Source organism: Kitasatospora sp. NPDC059795, from assembly GCF_042732175.1.
Lineage (GTDB): Bacteria > Actinomycetota > Actinomycetes > Streptomycetales > Streptomycetaceae > Kitasatospora.
Genome location: NZ_JBHWID010000004.1, coordinates 39,719 through 56,836, shown reverse-complemented (window position 1 = coordinate 56,836; position 17,118 = coordinate 39,719). Strand labels below are relative to the sequence as shown.

Genomic DNA, 17,118 nt, shown 5'->3' with positions numbered 1-17,118 from the left:
GGCCGGTCCCGGAACCGGCTCAGCCCTTGAGCAGCGCCCCCTCGCCGGCCGGCGCGAACGCCGCCAGCGCCGCGTCGATCCGGGCCAGCACGGCGTCGTCCAGCACCAGGTCGGCCGCGGCCAGGTTCTCCGCGATGTGCGCGGGGGTACGGCTGCCCGGGATCGGCACCACGTGGTCGTCCTGCCGCAGCAGCCAGGCCAGCGCCAACTGGCCCGGGGTGACGCCCAGTTCCGAGGCGATCGCGCGCAGCGGCGCGTACCGGTCGTTGTTCGCGGCCAGGTTCTCGGCGGAGAACCTGGCGATGTTCTGCCGGAAGTCGCCCTCGTCGAGCTGCTGCACGGTGCCGGTCAGGAAGCCGCCGCCGAGCGGGCTCCAGGCCACCACGCCGACGCCCAGCTCGCGGGTGGCGGCCAGCAGCTCCGGGTCGATCGGCTGCCACATCGACCACTGCACCTGCACCGCCGCCACCGGGTGCACCGCGTGCGCGGCGCGCAGCTGCGCGGCCGTCACGTTGGACAGGCCGAGGTGCCGCACCAGCCCGTCCCGGATCAGCTCGGCGACCGCGCCGACGGTGTCCTCGAACGGCACCTGCGGGTCCGGGAAGTGCGGGTAGTACAGGTCGATCACGTCGGTGCCGAGGTTGCGCAGCGACTGCTCCGCGTAGCCGCGGACGTACTTGGGCTCGCAGTTCACCGCGATCTCTTCGAAGGCGAAGTGCACCGGGAAGCCGTGCGCCTCGGCGCCCTCCGGGATGCGGAGGCCGAACTTGGTGGCGAGCACCACCTCGTCGCGCCGGCCGGCCAGGGCGCGGCCGATCAGCTCCTCGTTGTGTCCGCGCCCGTAGCCGTCCGCGGTGTCGATCAGGCGGGCCCCGGCGTCGATCGCGGCGTGCAGCGCGTCCTCGCCGCGCCGATCGTCGATCTCGCCGTACACGCCGGGCGAGAGCACCATCGCGCCGAACCCGATCGGCGAACTGGCCAGCGCCCCCAGCATGCGCTCCGTCATCGCGTTCCCCCTCCAAACAGGCTGCGACCCAACGGATCTGACGATCCGTCGGGCCTGGTACAGCCCCACCCTACGCCGCGGCGATCAGTGTCCGGTCGGGTTCGGCGGACCGGGTCGCAGCACGTTCACCAGCGCGGGCGGGCCGTTCGGGCGCTCGGCCGGGTGCTCGTGGCGTTTCTTCCAGTACGGGTTGTCCTGTGGCAGGTGGCTGCTGACTCTGCCGTACATGCCGAAGGTCAGGATCACGAAGCCGAAGACGAAGCTGAAGACGACGTTGCCGATGTGGAAGGCGAGCCGGTTGGCGCTGGAGTCCAGCACCATCAGACCGACGAAGCCGGCCAGCACGAACAGCACACCCATGATCATGTTGATGTCGGAGGCGATGTTGCCGCCGATGATCGCGCCCAGGATCAGGATTCCGCCGGCCACCAGCGACAGCACGCTCAGCGCGCCGTTGCTGGACATGCCCAGCACTTCCTTGCCCGAGGTGTCGATGAAGCCGGGGCTGCCACCGACGAGCCCGAGGATGCCGAACGCCACCAGGAACAGTCCGCCCAGTCCGGCGCCGTAGCGGTACACCTGGCCCAGCCGGTGGTCGACCGGCAGTTCGTCGTGGAGTCTCATCACGTCCTCCCCGCGTGGTCGGACCGGAGGAACGGAACCTCGTGCAGGTACAGCGACCCGCACTGCTGGCAGCAGTGCAGCCCGGTGCCCCAGGCCTCCTCCGGCTTGCTCTCGGCGTCCGAGGCGATCTCGGCGCCGCACATGCCGTGCGAGAGGTCGGTGTCACGGACCACATGCCACCTGGCCACCCCGCCGGCCGGCCCGCTGGGGCCGTATTCCGCGCGCAGTAGATGTGCCATGTCTCCCATGGTCGGCGCGTTCCGGGGGGTCAGGCAAACGGGCCCCGGGCCGAACCGTCCTGCCCGGCAAGCCGATTGGGACGGCCCGTCCAGGGCCCGCTGCGTGTACGACGGACTACGCCGCGTGCTCCTCGGCGGAGTCCTCGGCGTGCCTGGCGTGCTCCTCGACCCGCACCGGCGCGGCCACCACGGTGCCGATCCGGTTGCGGCGGCCCGCGGAGCTCTCCGCGGTGAGGCTGATCGCGGCCAGCCCGCTGCCCTCCGGCACCGGCACCTCGCAGGCCGACCCGGGGATCGGCACCCGGCCCAGGCACTTGGCGAGCAGACCGCCGACGGTCTCGACGTCCTCGTCGTCCAGCTCGATGCCGAACAGCTCGCCGAGGTCCTCCACGGTGAGCCGGGCGGTGATCCGGTACGTGCCGTCGCCGAGGTCCTCGACCGGGGCGATCTCCCGGTCGTACTCGTCGGTGATCTCGCCGACGATCTCCTCCAGGATGTCCTCGATGGTGACCAGGCCGGCGGTGCCGCCGTACTCGTCGATCACGATCGCCACGTGCGAACGCATCTGCTGCATCTCGCGCAGCAGGTCCGCGGCCGGCTTGGAGTCCGGCACGAACACCGCCGGGCGCATCACCGAGTCGACCTGCTCGGACTCGGCGTCCCGGTTGATGTGGGTGCGCCTCACCAGGTCCTTGAGGTAGACGATGCCGACCACGTCGTCCTCGTTGTCGCCGACCACCGGGATCCGCGAGAAGCCCGAGCGCAGCGCCAGCGTCAGCGCCTGCCGGACGGTCTTGTGCCGCTCGATCATCACCAGGTCGGTGCGCGGCACCATCACCTCGCGCACGATGGTGTCGCCCAGCTCGAAGACCGAGTGCACCATCCGGCGCTCCTCGTCCTCGATCAGGTCGTCCTTCTCGGCCAGGTCGACCAGCGCCCGCAGCTCCGCCTCGGAGGCGAACGGACCCTCCCGGTAGCCCTTGCCGGGCGTCAGCGCGTTGCCCAGCAGGATCAGCAGCCGCGGGATCGGCCCGAGGATCCGGGCCAGCGGCAGCAGCACGTAGGACGCCGCGGTGACGGTGCTCAGCGGGTGCTGGCGGCCGATCGTGCGCGGGGAGACCCCGACCATGACGAACGACACCAGCACCATCACGGCGAACGCCACCAGCACGGCCAGCCAGGTCTGCTGGAAACTGCGCACGCACACCACGGTGACCAGCACCGCGGCGGCCATCTCGGCGGCCACCCGGATCAGCGTCGCCAGGTTCAGGTAGCGGATGTTGTCGGAGGCCAGCGTCAGCAGCCGGTCCGAGCCGCGGCGGCCCGACCGGACCGCCTCCTCGGCCCGGAACCGCGACATCCGGGAGATCCCCGCCTCGGCGCACGCGGCCAGCCAGCCGAGCACCACCAGCAGCAGCGCCCCGATCAGGAAGGTCGTACTCTCACCACTCACAGACGGCCGGCCCTCAGTGGACGGTCGGCGCCGGCGACAGACCGGTCAGCCCGCGGCCGGCCCGCCAGTCGTCCAGGATCCGCTTCTGCAGCGCGAACATCTCGCGCTCCTCGTCGGGCTCCTCGTGGTCGTAGCCGAGCACGTGCAGCACCCCATGGACGGTGAGCAGCTGCAGCTCCTCGTCCATGGAGTGCTTGGTCGGGGCGGCCAGGCCCTGCTGCTCGGCCACCTCCGGGCAGAGCACGATGTCGCCGAGCAGGCCCTCCGGCAGGTCCTCGCCCTCCTTGCCGGGACGCAGCTCGTCCATCGGGAAGGACATCACGTCGGTCGGACCGGGCAGGTCCATCCACTGGACGTGCAGCTCCGCCATCGACTCGCTGTCGTAGAGGATCACGGAGAGCTCGGACTGCGGGTGAATCCGCATCTTGTCGAGGGCGTAGCGGGCGACGTCGAGGATGGACTCCTCGTCGACGTCCCAACCGGACTCGTTGGCGATGTCGATCGACATGGAGGGCTCAGTACTCAGCTTTCGGTGCGATGGGACTGCCGGGGCGCCCGAGCGCCCCGCCGTTGGACGGGTTTGCGGTCGCCGGACTCCTCGGACTCCTGCCGGGCGTCCCAGCGTTCGTACGCGTCCACGATGCGGCCGACCAGCTTGTGCCGCACCACGTCGGTGCTGGTCAGCACCGAGAAGTGGATGTCGGGCACGTCGGCCAGGATCTCCTGGACCACCTTCAGACCGCTGCGGGTGCCACCCGGCAGGTCGATCTGGCTGGTGTCGCCGGTGACCACCACCCGGGAGTTGAAGCCGAGGCGGGTCAGGAACATCTTCATCTGCTCGGGCGAGGTGTTCTGCGCCTCGTCGAGGATGATGAACGCGTCGTTCAGGGTGCGGCCTCGCATGTACGCCAGCGGAGCCACCTCGATCGTGCCGGCGGCCATCAGCCGCGGGATCGAGTCCGGGTCCATCATGTCGTGCAGCGCGTCGTACAGCGGCCGCAGGTAGGGGTCGATCTTCTCGTAGAGGGTGCCGGGCAGGAAGCCCAGCCGCTCCCCCGCCTCGACGGCCGGCCGGGTCAGGATGATCCGGTTGACCTCCTTGGCCTGCAGCGCCTGCACGGCCTTGGCCATCGCCAGGTAGGTCTTGCCGGTGCCGGCCGGGCCGAGGCCGAAGACGATGGTGTGCTTGTCGATCGCGTCGACGTAGCGCTGCTGGTTGAGCGTCTTGGGGCGGATCGTGCGGCCCCGGTTGGACAGGATGTTCGCCGTGAAGACCTCGGACGGGGCCGGGTGGGCCGGGTCCTGGGCGGCGCTCCTGAGCATGGTGATGGAGCGCTCCACGGCGTCCTCCGTCAGTGGCTGGCCGGTGCGCAGCACCAGCATCATCTCGGTGAAGAGCTGCTTGACGAGCGCGACCTCGGCCGGAGAGCCGGTGGCCGTCACCTCGTTTCCGCGGACGTGGATGTCGGCGTCCGGGAAGCCGTCCTCGATCACTCGCAGGAGCGAGTCGGCCGCGCCCAGCAGGGTGACCATCGGGTGCTTCTCCGGGATGACTATCCGGGTGCTGGCGGCCGCCGCGTCGGGGCGCCGCTGTCCGTCGGTTCGGGTCTGCGTCGTGTCAGTCATGGGTCGGCGCTACGGCCTGCCTCATCCCAATCCGTCGTGTCGTGTGGCGAGGGCTCTCCAGGCCACCAGGGTACGCCGCACGGTTGTCCGTCGGAGCGGCGCGGCGGCTTCGATGGTGCGGGCTGTCGCCCCGATGTGCGAGCGGTTTTCCGTCGGCGCGCGCCCCGGGGGCGCTCAACGGCGCGTCGGGACGGGGATCCTGGCCAGGTCCTCGGCGATCACGACCTCGCCGTCGAAGTGCTTCTCGGCCTCGGCGCGGTGCGCCTCCAGGTCCGGGTAGCGCTGCGAGAAGTGGGTCAGCACCAGGCGGCGCACCCCGGCCTCGGCGGCCACCCGGGCGGCCTGCGCGGCGGTCAGGTGGCCGTGCTCCTCGGCGAGGGCGGCGTCCGCCTCCAGGAAGGTCGCCTCGATCGCCAACAGGTCGGCGCCCTCGGCGAGTTCGGCCACCCCGTCGCACAGCCGGGTGTCCATCACGAAGGCGAACCGCTGCCCGGGCCGCCGCTCGGCGACCTCCGCCAGCAGCACCGTCCGCCCGTCGACCTCGACCCGGCCGTCGCGCTGCAGCTGCCCCACCAGCGGCCCGCGCAGGCCGAGTTCGCGCAGCCGCTCGGGGCGCAGCCGGACGCCGTCCGGTTCGGTCAGCCGGTAGCCGAACGACTCCACCGGGTGCGACAGCCGCACTGCCGACAGCTCGAACGGCGCGCCCGGCGCCTCCAGCGGGCCCGGCCCGGCGATCGGCCGCTCCCGCAGGTCGGCGGTGGCGTGGTAGATGCTGGCGTGCCGCAGCCGGTCGAAGAACAGTTGGCCGGACGCCGGGTAGTAGGCGTCCACCGGGTGCGGGACGCGGTCCAGGTTGATCCGCTGCACCACGCCCGGCAGGCCCAGGCAGTGGTCGCCGTGGAAGTGCGACACCGCGATCCGGGTGATGCCGGTGGCGGTCACGCCCGCCTGCAGCATCTGCCGCTGGGTACCCTCCCCCGGGTCGAACAGCAGCCCCTCGCCGTCCCAGCGCAGCAGGTACCCGTTGTGGTTCCGGTGCCGGGTCGGCACCTGGCTGGCCGTGCCGAGGACGACGAGTTCACGCTGCGACAACGTTCAGACCAGCCCCTCGGCGAGCTTGCGCCCGCCCAGCACGTGCACGTGCGCGTGGAACACCGTCTGCCCGGAGTCCGCGCCGGTGTTGAAGATCAGCCGGTACGACTCCAGGCCCTCGCCCTTCGCGGCCTCGCCCGCCTCGACCAGCAGCTCCGCGGCGATCTCCGGCTCCGCGGCGGCCAGTTCGGCCGCGTCGGCGTAGTGCACGTGCGGGATCACCAGCAGGTGGGTGGGCGCCTGCGGGTTGATGTCCCGGAACGCCAGCGTCCGTTCGCTCTTGCGCACCACCGTCGCCGGAATGTCCCCCGACACGATCTTGCAGAACACACAGTCCGCCTGCGGCTCGCCGGCCATCTCCGCACTCCTTCTGAACACCTGTCACTGGTGACGACGACCTTACAGGGAGGGGGCGCGGGCCACGCCGGACCCGCGCCCCCTCCCGGCGGTCAGTCGATCGGCGGCGCGACCTTGGCCGGGGTGGACGCCAGCGCCTCCAGGGCGATCCGGACGGCGGTCTCCAGCTGCGGGTCGCGGCCCGCCGCCCAGTCCTGCGGAGCGGTCGGCACCTCGACGTCGGGGGTGACGCCGCCGTTCTCCAGGCCCCAGCCGTAACCCTCCAGCCAGCTGGAGTACTTGGGCTGGGTGACCACCGTGCCGTCCACCAGGTCGTACTTGTTGTCGATGCCGATCACGCCGCCCCAGGTGCGGACGCCAACCACCGGACCGATGCCGAGCGCCTGGATCGCCGCGTTGACGATGTCGCCGTCCGAACCGGAGAACTCGTTGGCGACCGCCACCACCGGGCCGCGCGGGGCGTCCGCCGGGTACGGCTCGGGCCGGTCCAGGTCGCGGCCGCGGTTCCAGCCGACGATCCGGCGGGCCAGCTTCTCCACGATCAGCTGCGAGGTGTGGCCGCCGCGGTTCTCCCGCAGGTCGACCACGACGCCCTCGCGGGCCATCTCGATCCGCAGGTCGCGGTGGAGCTGCGCCCACCCGGCGCTCTGCATGTCGGGCACGTGCAGGTAGCCGAGCCGGCCGCCGGACAGCTCGTGGACGGCGGCCCGCCGACCCGCCACCCAGTCGTGGTAGCGCAGCGCCTCCTCGTCGTCCAGCGGCACCACCACCGGGTACCGCTCGCCGCCGTCCTTGCCGCTGACGGTCAGCTCGACCGGCTGGTCGGCGGTGCCGGCCAGCAGCGGGCCGGGGCCGGCCACCGGATCGACCGGGCGGCCGTTGACCGCCAGGATCGCGTCGCCGGGACGGATCGCCGCGCCGGGCGCGGCCAGCGGGGAGCGGGCCCGCGGATCGGAGGACTCGCCGGGCACCACCCGGGCCACCCGCCACACCTCGCCGTCGCGGACCAGGTCCGCGCCGAGCAGGCCCTGCAGGCAGGCCGCCTCGGTGCCCCGGCCGGGCGGGATCACGTAGGAGTGCGAGGTGCCGAGCTCGGCGACCGTCTCCCACAGCAGGTCCACCAGGTCGGAGTGGCAGCCGGCCCGGTCCACCAGCGGCCGGTAGCGGGCCAGCGCGCCCGCCCAGTCGACGCCGCCGAGGTCGGCGCGCCAGAAGTTGTCGCGCATCAGCCGGCCGTTCTCGTCGAACATCTGCCGCCACTCGGCGGCCGGGTCGACGGTGACCCGGATCCGGTCGAGGTCGACCGCGGCGTCCTCGCTGTCGTCGGCCTTCTGGTCGGCGGGGACGATCCGCAGGCTGCCGTCCTCCAGCACCGCCAGCCGCGCGCCGTCGCCGGACACCGCGAACGTGTCGACGCCGGTGAGCAGTTCCTCCACCCGGCGCTTCTTCAGGTCGTAGCGCTCCAGCGCCGTCCCGGCCGGGCTGTCGCCCAACGAGGCGGCGCTGTCGCCGAGTTCACCGCTGAACGGGATCCGGCCCCACAGCACGCCGTCCTTCGCGGCCCGCAGCGCCCCGAACCGGCCAGCCGCCACCGGGAACGCCACGATCCGGTCCGCCAGACCCTCCAGGTCGACCTTGGTGGTCGGCGCCGCGGACTCGCCCTTGTCGCCGTCCTTGGCGTCGTCCTCCTCGCCGCCCACCGGCCGCCCGGCCCGCTGCGGCCCGAACGGCGACGGGGTGTCGGCGGCCAGCGTCAGCAGGTGCGGACGGGTGCCGCCGGGGAACGACAGGTCGAAGACGTGCTCGTCGTACACCGGGTCGAAGGTGCGCACCGACAGGAACGCCAGGTGCTTGCCGTCCGAGGTGAAAGCCGGCGAGTAGTCGTGGAAACGCTGCGGGGTGGCCTCGCTGACGGTCCGCGAGGTGAGGTCCGCCAGCATGATCTGCCGCAGCGACCACGGGCCGAGCACCGGCTGCGACCAGGCCAGCCAGCCCGAGTCCGGGCTGAACACCGGCCCGCTGACCTCGCCCTCGCCGCTGCGCGCCAGCTCGTGCACGGCGCCGTCGCTGAGCGCCACCAGCAGCAGCCGGCCGTCGTGCGAGGCCACCGCGAGCTGCCGGCCGTCCGGCGAGACGGTCAGCGACAGCACCCGGCCCAGTTGCCCGGCCGCCAGCCGGCGCCGCTCCGCGCCCAGCACCGACGGCGCGTACTCGATCGCGTCGTCACCCTCGGCGTCCGTCACCCACACCGCGCCCTGCGTGCCGTCCTCGCCCGGGACGACCCGCGCCAGCCGGCTGCGCACGCCCGGCGTCTCGTCCAGCACCCGGGACGGACCCTCCCGGTGCGTCACCCAGTGCACGGTGCCGCGCACCACCACGGCCGCGGCCCGGCCGGTGCGGTCCACCGCTGCGGACTCCACCTGCCCGTCCGCCCGGGTCGGGTGCGGCCGGCGGCCGCTGCGCGGGCCGGCCAGGTCGATCTCCAGCCGGCGCGGCTCGGCGCCGTCCAGATCGTCCAGCAGCCACAGGTCGCCCGCGCTCTGCCAGATCACCCGGGTGCCGTCGGTGGACGCCTGCCGGGCGTAGAACCCGGAGTCCGCCGGGCCGTGCGCCCGCAGGTCGCTGCCGTCCGGCAGGCTCGAATACAACCGGCCGGTGCCCTCGTGGTCGGACAGGAACGCCACCCGGTCACCCACCCAGAGCGGGCACTCCAACTGGCCGTCCAGCTCCGCGTGCAGCCGCTCGAACTCGGCCGCACCGATCCACAACTTGCCCGCCCGGCCGCCCCGGTAGCGCTTCCAGTGCGCAGCCTCCCGGTTGTGCGTGCCCAGCAGCACCCGCCCACCGGCGGCCCCCGGCGGCACCGGCTCGAACGCCAGCGCCCCGATCGGCCCGTACGGCAGCCGCTCCGGCTCGCCGCCGTCCAGCGGCACCGCGAACGCCCACGTCCGACGGATCGTCTCCTGCCCCGCCGTGGTGATCGCCAACGGCCTGCCGTCGGCACTCCACCCCACCAGCGCCGTGTACGGGCTCCCCCAGTACGTCAGCCGCCGCGCCTCGCCACCGGCCGCCGGCGCGACATGCACCTCCGGCGCGCCGTCCCGGTGCGACGTCCAGGCCACCGTCCGCCCGTCCGGCGAGAACCGCACGGCGCCGACCGGCACCTGATCCGCCGTCAACCGCCAGGCCCGCCCGCCCTCGACGGGAGCCAGCCAGACATCGTCCTCGGCAACGAAAGCGACAACGTCGCCATGAAGATGGGGGTGGCGCAGGTACCCGCGCGTCGAATCGGTCACCCGGCCACACTAGAACGGGCACAAAGTCTGCGGGAGCGAATAACCACAAGGCCGCAAAACCGGGGGCTCGTGGGGCACCGCTCGGATCCTTACCCCCAGCGCCCCGTGCGCCCCAGCAGCAGCGCCCCCGCCGCGACCCCCGCCGTGGAGGTGCGCAGGACGGACGCCCCGAGTCGGTAAGGCTTCGCCCCCGCCTCGGCGAACGCCGCGATCTCCTCCGGGGAGACGCCGCCTTCCGGCCCGACGATCAGCACGATCTCGCCGGAGGCCGGGAGCTCCGCCGTAGCCAGCGGCAGCGAACCTTCCTCGTGCAGGACAGCGGCGAAGGAAGCCCTGGACACCAGCGGAAGCAGCTGCCGCGTCGTCATCAGGTCGTGCACCTCGGGGAAGCGCAGCCGTCGCGCCTGCTTGCCGGCCTCCTTCGCGGTGGCCCGCCACTTGGCGAGCGCCTTCGCGCCGCGCTCGCCCTTCCACTGGGTGATGCACCGGGAGGCCGCCCACGGCACCACCGCGTCGATGCCGACCTCCGTCATCGTCTCGACGGCGAGTTCGCCGCGGTCGCCCTTGGGCAGCGCCTGGACGACGGTGATCCGGGGCGCCGGCGCAGCCTCCTCGCGGACGGCGGCCACCAGCACGTCCAGCGCGTCCTTGCCGTGCACTGCCGCGACGGTCCCGTCCGCGCCGCGGCCGCGTCCGTCGGCGAGGGTGACGGCCTCGCCGGGCTCCAGGCGCTTGACTGCGGCGGCGTGCCGCCCTTCGGGGCCGTCGAGGCGGACGGTGGCGCCGGGGGCGGCGCCCGTCAGGTCGTCGACGACGAACACCGGTGCGGTCATCGGAACAGGAACCCTCTCACCGAGCAGACAACGGAACGGACAACAAAAAACCCGGACCGGAAGCGGTGGCGTGCACCGCTCCCGGCCCGGAAGGAACAGGTCTCACCGGCCGTTGAAGGCGTCCTTCAGCCGGGAGAACAGGCCCTGCTGGCCCGGTGCGAACTGGCCGGACGGCCGCTCCTCGCCGCGGAGCATGGCGATCCGACGCAGCAGTTCCTCCTGCTCCGGGTCGAGCTTGGTGGGCGTCTGCACCTCGACATGCACTATCAGGTCGCCCCGGCCGCCGCCGCGCAGGTGGGTGATGCCGCGGCCGTGCAGCGGGATCGACTGGCCGGACTGGGTGCCGGGCCGGATGTCGACCTCTTCCAGGCCGTCCAGGGTCTGCAGCGGCACCTGGGTGCCGAGCGCGGCGGCCGTCATCGGGATGGTGACCGTGCAGTGCAGGTCGTCGCCGCGGCGCTGGAAGACGTTGTGGCTGGTCTCGGCGATCTCGACGTAGAGGTCACCGGCGGGACCGCCGCCGGGGCCGACCTCGCCCTCGCCGGCCAGCTGGATCCGGGTGCCGTTGTCGACACCGGCGGGGATCTTGACGGTGAGGGTGCGGCGGGCCCGGACCCGGCCGTCGCCCGCGCACTCGGGGCACGGGGTCGGGACGACGGTGCCGAAGCCCTGGCACTGCGGGCAGGGGCGGGAGGTCATGACCTGGCCCAGGAAGGACCGGGTGACCTGGGAGACCTCGCCCTTGCCGCGACACATGTCACAGGTCTGCGCGGAGGTGCCGGGCGCCGCGCCCTCGCCGCTGCAGGTGGTGCAGGTGACGGCGGTGTCGACCTGGAGTTCCTTGGTGGTGCCGAACGCGGCCTCCTCCAGGGTGATCTCCAGTCGGATCATCGCGTCCTGGCCGCGGCGGGTGCGCGAACGCGGGCCGCGCTGGCCGGTCGCGGCGCCGAAGAAGGCGTCCATGATGTCCGAGAAGCCGAACCCGGCCGCCCCTGCGCCGAAACCGCCCGCGCCGCCGCCGTTGGGCGACAGCGGGTCGCCGCCGAGGTCGTAGACCTGACGCTTCTGCGGATCGGAGAGCACCTCGTAGGCGGCGTTGATCTCCTTGAACCGCTCCTGCGTCTTCGGGTCCGGGTTGACGTCCGGGTGCAGTTCACGGGCGAGGCGCCGAAACGCCTTCTTGATCTCGTCCTGCCCCGCGTCGCGTCGGACGCCGAGTACCGCGTAGTAGTCCGTGGCCACCAAATGCTCCGGTTTGTTCCGCCTCTAGAAGTGCTTGCGAGAGCTGCGTGAGGGCCTCACGCAGCTTTGCTATGACTCGGCCAGGATCTGGCCGACGTACCGTGCCACCGCACGCACCGCCCCCATTGTGCCCGGGTAATCCATCCGGGTCGGACCGATCACACCCAGCTTTGCCACGCTCTGGTCGCCCGAACCGTAACCGACGGAGACCACCGACGTGGAATTCAGGCCTTCGTAGGCGTTCTCGTGACCGATCCGGACCGTCATCGCGGAGTCGCCGGTCTCACCCAGCAGGCGCAGCAGCACCACCTGCTCCTCCAGTGCCTCCAGCACCGGACGGATGGAGAGCGGGAAATCGTGGTTGAAACGGGTCAGGTTGGCGGTGCCCGCCAGCATGATCCGTTCCTCGTTCTGTTCGGCGAGCGTTTCGAACAGGACGGCCAGCACGGTGCTGACGGCGGACCGGTCGGCCGGTTCGAAGCCGGCCGGCAGGTCCTCCAGGACGGTCGGCACCTCGGGCAGCCGACAGCCGCCCGCCATGCCGTTCAGCCTGGCCCGCAGGTCTCCCAGCAGGGCCTCGCCGACCGGGCCCGGACAGTCCACCATCCGCTGCTCGACCCGGCCGGTGTTGGTGATCAGCACCAGCATCAGCTTGGTCGGGGTGAGCGAGACGAGTTCGATGTGCCGCACCGTGGAGCGGGTCAGCGACGGGTACTGGACCACCGCGACCTGCCGGGTCAGCTGCGCCAGCAGCCGCACCGTGCGGGCCACCACGTCGTCCAGGTCGACCGCGCCCTCCAGGAAGTGCCGGATCGCCCGGCGCTCCGGGGCCGTCATCGGCTTCACCTCGGCGAGGCGGTCGACGAACAGCCGGTAGCCCTTGTCGGTGGGGATCCGGCCCGCACTGGTGTGCGGCTGGTGGATGAACCCGTCCTCCTCCAGCGCCGCCATGTCGTTGCGGACGGTGGCCGGCGACACACCCAGGTTGTGCCGTTCCACGAGGGCCTTGGAGCCGACCGGCTCCTCGGTGCCCACGTAGTCCTGGACGATCGCGCGCAGCACTGCCAGGCGGCGCTCGTCCAGCGGACGCACGGACGGGCGCGTGTCGAGCAGGCGGCCGTCGGGCTTGCCGTCGTCCGGCATGGGCACACACCTCCGTCGTCGTCCGTTGAACCGGTGGTCGATCCACTCTGGCACTCAACTGGGCAGAGTGCCAGAACCGTACTTGCCAGTGTACGGCCCGGGCCTGACGGCAGGAACGGTCCGCCCACGTGATCCTCGACCGAGATGGCGCGCCAACGGGTGACCGCGGGCCGACACGGCCGCATTCCCACCGAATTCCCACCGTTTCGGATGGTGCCTGTGGGCCCGGCCGGTGGCAGCATCGAAGACGAAGAGGCGAAGGAGGAGCAGCGATGTCGGCGTCACGACAGCACTCCCGGTTCACCCCCGACCGCGGTCTCACCGGTCGGATGGTCACCACCATGTTCTTGATCGGCCTGCTCTACGTCGGCTTCACCGGGCTGCTGATCGTGCTGCTGCGCGGCGCCTGGCCGCTGGTGGTGCTGATCTCCGGCGGCCTGTTCGTCGCGCAGTTCTGGTTCTCCGACAAGATCACCGAACGGGCGATGGGCGCCCACCCGGTCTCCCCCGAGGAGTTTCCGCAACTGCACGGCGCGGTGGACCGGCTCTGCGCGCTCGCCGACATGCCCAAGCCGCGAGTCGCGGTCGCCCACAACGACATGCCGAACGCCTTCGCCACCGGCCGCAACCCGGAGAACGCGGTGGTCTGCGTGACCACCGGCCTGCTGCGCCGACTGGAACCGGAGGAGCTGGAGGGCGTCCTCGCGCACGAGCTGTCGCACGTCGCGCACCGGGACGTGGCGGTGATGACGGTGGCCGGCTTCCTCGGCGTGCTGGCCGGCGCGATGACCCGGATCGCGCTGTACGGCGGAATGATGGGCGGCGGCAACCGGAACAACAACGACCCCAACGCCGCCATCGCGATGATCATCGTCCCGCTGGCCTCGATGGTGGTCTACGCGATCAGCTTCCTGCTCACCCGGCTGCTGTCCCGCTACCGCGAACTCGCCGCCGACCGGGCCGCCGCCCAGCTGACCGGACGGCCCAGCGCGCTGGCCTCCGCGCTCACCAAGGTGACCGGGCAGATCGCCGCCATCCCCACCGAGGACCTGCGCAAGGCCCAGCCGTACAACGCCTTCTACTTCGCGCCCGCACTGAGCGCCAAGGAGACCGCCGCGCAGCTGTTCTCCACCCACCCGTCGCTGGAGCAGCGCCTCGCGCAGCTGTCGAAGATCTCCTCCCAGCTCGGGCAGTGACCCGCTACCGACCTCTGAGACAAGGAGCACTCCGCGTGGGATTCCTGGACGCCCTGTTCGGCCGCAGCAAGCCCGTGAAGCCGGACCTCGACCAGCTGTTCGGCATCCCGTCCGCCGCGCTCACCCTGCAGGCCGCCACCGGCTTCCTCCCCACCGGCCTCGGCTCGGTGTGCTTCGCGGCCGTCGAGGGCGGCGCTTTCGCCGAGGTGCAGTCCCAGGTCCGGGCCCTGCTCGACGCGGACACCGAACGCGGCGGCACCCCCGTCGAAGCCTCCCGCGACGACTACGGCTACTCCTGGCTGCTCGCCCGCCACACCCCCGACGAACTCCCCGACCTGGTCAACGACCTGCACGCGGTCAACAGCGAGCTGGAGGCCAACGGCTTCGGCCCGCAGTTGCTCTGCTCGATCGTCGCCTTCCGCGACCCCGAGAGCCGCTCCCTGGGCCTGGTCTACCTGTACAAGCGCGGCACCTTCTACCCCATGTGCAAACTGCCCGGCCAGGAGAAGCGCGACAACCCCCTGGAGATCGAGATCTCCAACCTGCTCCGCAACGACCTGCGCATCGAGTCCGACCTCTCCCGCTGGTTCCCGGTCTGGGGCGCCCCGGGCCTGGACGACTGACCAGCCTCCTGACCTCCGGCCTCCCGACCTCCGGCCTTCCGGCTCCGACGGCTGACGGGCCGTCGGGGGCGGTTTCGTAGACTGCGGGGCATGCGCAGCAGGGAGTACGGACCGGATCTGACCCCGCCGTGGAAGCGGCAGCAGCCCGCGCCGGAGGTGGCGGCGGAGCGGGATCTGGTGGTGGAGGAGGCGGCGACCGGGTTCTGCGGGGCGGTGGTGCGGTGCGAGCGGACCGCGGAGGGGTTCACCGTCACGCTGGAGGACCGCTTCGGCAAGCACCGGGTGTTTCCGCTGGTGCCGCGCGGGTTCCTGCTGGAGGGGCGGGTGGTGACGCTGGTCCGGCCGTCCGCCCCGGCCCCGCAGCGCGGACCGGGGCGGACGGCGTCCGGGTCGATCGCGGTGCCCGGGGCGCGCGCCCGGGTGGCCCGCGAGTCGCGGATCTACGTCGAGGGCCGGCACGACGCCGAGCTGGTCGAACGGGTCTGGGGCGACGACCTGCGGATCGAGGGCGTGGTGGTCGAGTACCTGGAGGGCATGGACGACCTGCCCGCGATCGTCGCCGAGTTCGCCCCCGGCCCCGGCCGCCGACTGGGCGTGCTGGTCGACCACCTGCTGCCCGGCACCAAGGAGCACCGGATCGCCGCGCAGGTGACCGGCGACCACGTGCTGGTGGTCGGCCATCCGTACGTCGACATCTGGCAGGCCGTCAAGCCGGTCGGCCTCGGCTTCGCCGCCTGGCCCGAGGTGCCGCGCGGCGAGGTGTGGAAGGAAGGCATCTGTCGCCGCCTCGGCTGGCCGGTGGACACCCCCGCGGCCTGGAAGCGGATCCTCTCCTCGGTCGACGGCTGGAAGGACCTGGAGCCTGAACTGCTCGGCAGGGTCGAGGAGTTGATCGACTTCGTCACCCTGCCGGGCAGCGACTGACGACTGTCAGGACTTCGGGGAGGACCCGTCGCCCGAGCCGGTGGCCAGTGTGGACGACGGTGCGGTGGACGGCCCGGACGGAGCGACCTTCCCCCAGACGCCCGGCGGCACGCAGGACGGCACGGTGTCCACCGCCCTGACGCCGAAACTCGACACGGCCTGCCCGCCGATCGCGGTGTGCCCGCTGGTCAGCAGCACGGTGGAGCCGGCCGGCACCAGCTTGGGGTCGATCCGCACCGTGGAGGGCCCGTCGCCCGGCACCACCCGGGAGGGCTGCACCCCCGTCCCCACCGGGTACGGCAGTGGGCACTCCTCCGCGCTCCTGGCCTCCTCCATCCCGGCCGCCTTCACCCCGTACCGCTGCAGGGTGGCGACCATGCCGGGCAGGCCCGCCGGGTCGAACAGCTTCAGCGCGATGGTGCCGTCGGGCTCCTGAGTGACGGCGTACGCGGCGCTGCCGCCGTGCTCGCTGCTCAGGACGGCGGGCAGCACCAGCGCGGTGACGACGGCCGCCGCGCCGACCGCGACGGCGGCCAGCAGCGGGCGGCGGCGGCGCCCGCCCGGTCGGGCGGTGGACGCGGTGGCGGCGCCGCGCACGGCGGCGAGGGCGGTCAGCTCCTCGCCGAGCCGCTGCTCGAAGTGGCTGGTGGACGGGGTGCGGTCTGGACTGGTCACGAGGTCACCTCGATCATCGGGTCGGCAGGGGCGGTCGGGCGGGGCAGCAGCGGGCCGGGCCTCGGCAGGTCCTTGCGGGCGGGCTGTCGTTCGGCGCCGAGCTTGCGGCGGGCCCGGTGCAGGCGGACCCGGACGGTGGCCTGCGAGATGCACAGCGCCTGCGCGGCCTCGGCGGTGCTCAGGCCGTCCACGACGATCAGGTCGAGGACCTCGCGCAGTGGGGCGCTGAGCCCTGCGTGCTGCTGCGCGAGGTCGCGGACGGCGCGCTGGGCGTCGATCCGCTCCTCCAGGGCGAGGATGTCCTCCTCGTCGAGCAGCCGACGGCCGGACAGCCGGCCGATCGCCCGCCGCTCCCGGCTGTCGCCCCGCCAGTGCCCGGCGAGGACGTACCGGGCGATGCCGTACAGCCAGCCGCTCGCCGTCCCGCGCTCGGGCCGGTAGCTTCCGGCGGCCTCCAGCGCGGCGACGAAGATGTCCGCGGTGAGGTCGGCCGCCAGGTGCGGGTCGCTGACCCGGCGGGTGACGAAGTCGAGTATGGCGTTGACGTGTTGGCGGTAGAACGCGTCGAAGCCGTCCGGAGTGGTCAGCTCCGGCGGACGGTCCTCGGCGCGCGCCTCGTGGTGAGGGTGCTCACGGATACGCATGCGTCCCTCCTCGGTCGGGGGAACCCGGTCGGTCCCTTCACCAAGTAATTGGCCGCAGCCCACCGAGGCGTTTCACTCCTGCAGTCGCCCGATCGGGCGGTTTGGAATCGGTTTCCCCGGTGCACCCGACCGGGCCGCCGACCCG

17 protein-coding genes are annotated in these 17,118 nt (G+C 72.4%); 3 read left to right on the top strand and 14 right to left on the bottom strand.

Annotated elements, in window-relative coordinates:
* Positions 1-19 precede the first annotated feature (19 nt).
* The 12 genes from ACFV4P_RS09820 to hrcA form a co-directional block, all read right to left on the bottom strand.
* Positions 20-1,006, bottom strand: a complete 987-nt coding sequence (locus tag ACFV4P_RS09820) for an aldo/keto reductase (protein WP_380469220.1) — start codon at positions 1,004-1,006, stop codon at positions 20-22.
* A gap of 84 nt (positions 1,007-1,090) precedes the next feature.
* On the bottom strand, positions 1,091-1,630 hold the full coding sequence (locus ACFV4P_RS09815) for a DUF4383 domain-containing protein (protein WP_380469218.1): 540 nt from the start codon (positions 1,628-1,630) through the stop codon (positions 1,091-1,093).
* Positions 1,630-1,869, bottom strand: a complete 240-nt coding sequence (locus ACFV4P_RS09810) for a hypothetical protein (protein WP_073812500.1) — start codon at positions 1,867-1,869, stop codon at positions 1,630-1,632. Before ACFV4P_RS09810 ends, ACFV4P_RS09815 begins: the two co-directional genes overlap by 1 nt.
* A 115-nt stretch (positions 1,870-1,984) precedes the next feature.
* The gene (locus ACFV4P_RS09805) at positions 1,985-3,322 is read right to left on the bottom strand and encodes a hemolysin family protein (protein ID WP_380469216.1); all 1,338 of its coding nucleotides are present in this window, start codon (positions 3,320-3,322) and stop codon (positions 1,985-1,987) included.
* Positions 3,323-3,335: 13 nt separating this feature from the next.
* Positions 3,336-3,830 carry an rRNA maturation RNase YbeY gene (ybeY, locus tag ACFV4P_RS09800; RefSeq protein WP_073812273.1) on the bottom strand — a complete coding sequence of 165 codons (495 nt, stop codon included), beginning with the start codon at positions 3,828-3,830 and terminating at the stop codon, positions 3,336-3,338.
* 14 nt (positions 3,831-3,844) lie between these two features.
* Positions 3,845-4,948 carry a PhoH family protein gene (locus tag ACFV4P_RS09795; protein WP_380469214.1) on the bottom strand — a complete coding sequence of 368 codons (1,104 nt, stop codon included), beginning with the start codon at positions 4,946-4,948 and terminating at the stop codon, positions 3,845-3,847.
* A 174-nt stretch (positions 4,949-5,122) separates the two neighbouring features.
* Positions 5,123-6,040: a ribonuclease Z gene (locus ACFV4P_RS09790; RefSeq protein WP_380469212.1), complete on the bottom strand. Its 918-nt coding sequence runs from the start codon at positions 6,038-6,040 to the stop codon at positions 5,123-5,125.
* Between the two features lie 3 nt (positions 6,041-6,043).
* Complete coding sequence (locus ACFV4P_RS09785) at positions 6,044-6,397, bottom strand: HIT domain-containing protein (RefSeq protein ID WP_380469210.1); 354 nt, start codon at positions 6,395-6,397, stop codon at positions 6,044-6,046.
* 92 nt (positions 6,398-6,489) lie between these two features.
* Positions 6,490-9,693 (bottom strand): PDZ domain-containing protein, encoded by a 3,204-nt coding sequence (locus ACFV4P_RS09780; RefSeq protein WP_380469208.1) that lies wholly within the window; start codon positions 9,691-9,693, stop codon positions 6,490-6,492.
* A gap of 89 nt (positions 9,694-9,782) precedes the next feature.
* A complete protein-coding gene (locus ACFV4P_RS09775; RefSeq protein WP_380469206.1) occupies positions 9,783-10,526 on the bottom strand; it encodes a 16S rRNA (uracil(1498)-N(3))-methyltransferase in 744 nt (247 codons plus the stop codon).
* A 102-nt stretch (positions 10,527-10,628) separates the two neighbouring features.
* On the bottom strand, positions 10,629-11,768 hold the full coding sequence (dnaJ, locus tag ACFV4P_RS09770; protein WP_380469204.1) for a molecular chaperone DnaJ: 1,140 nt from the start codon (positions 11,766-11,768) through the stop codon (positions 10,629-10,631).
* 69 nt (positions 11,769-11,837) lie between these two features.
* Positions 11,838-12,911 (bottom strand): heat-inducible transcriptional repressor HrcA, encoded by a 1,074-nt coding sequence (hrcA, locus tag ACFV4P_RS09765; RefSeq protein ID WP_073812282.1) that lies wholly within the window; start codon positions 12,909-12,911, stop codon positions 11,838-11,840.
* Positions 12,912-13,183: 272 nt separating this feature from the next.
* Between hrcA and htpX the strand changes: the two genes are divergently transcribed.
* The 3 genes from htpX (at position 13,184) to ACFV4P_RS09750 (ending at position 15,654) form a co-directional block, all read left to right on the top strand.
* Complete coding sequence (gene htpX, locus ACFV4P_RS09760; protein ID WP_073812284.1) at positions 13,184-14,107, top strand: zinc metalloprotease HtpX; 924 nt, start codon at positions 13,184-13,186, stop codon at positions 14,105-14,107.
* 35 nt (positions 14,108-14,142) lie between these two features.
* Positions 14,143-14,730, top strand: coding sequence for a hypothetical protein (locus ACFV4P_RS09755; RefSeq protein WP_380469202.1), 588 nt, complete (start codon positions 14,143-14,145; stop codon positions 14,728-14,730).
* Positions 14,731-14,820: 90 nt separating this feature from the next.
* Positions 14,821-15,654 (top strand): DUF3097 domain-containing protein, encoded by an 834-nt coding sequence (locus ACFV4P_RS09750; protein ID WP_380469200.1) that lies wholly within the window; start codon positions 14,821-14,823, stop codon positions 15,652-15,654.
* 6 nt (positions 15,655-15,660) lie between these two features.
* On the opposite strand, the gene ACFV4P_RS09745 is transcribed toward ACFV4P_RS09750, so the two are convergent.
* Complete coding sequence (locus ACFV4P_RS09745) at positions 15,661-16,329, bottom strand: hypothetical protein (RefSeq protein WP_380469199.1); 669 nt, start codon at positions 16,327-16,329, stop codon at positions 15,661-15,663.
* The gene (locus ACFV4P_RS09740; RefSeq protein WP_380469197.1) at positions 16,326-16,973 is read right to left on the bottom strand and encodes an RNA polymerase sigma factor; all 648 of its coding nucleotides are present in this window, start codon (positions 16,971-16,973) and stop codon (positions 16,326-16,328) included. Before ACFV4P_RS09740 ends, ACFV4P_RS09745 begins: the two co-directional genes overlap by 4 nt.
* Between the last annotated feature and the right edge of the window lie 145 nt (positions 16,974-17,118).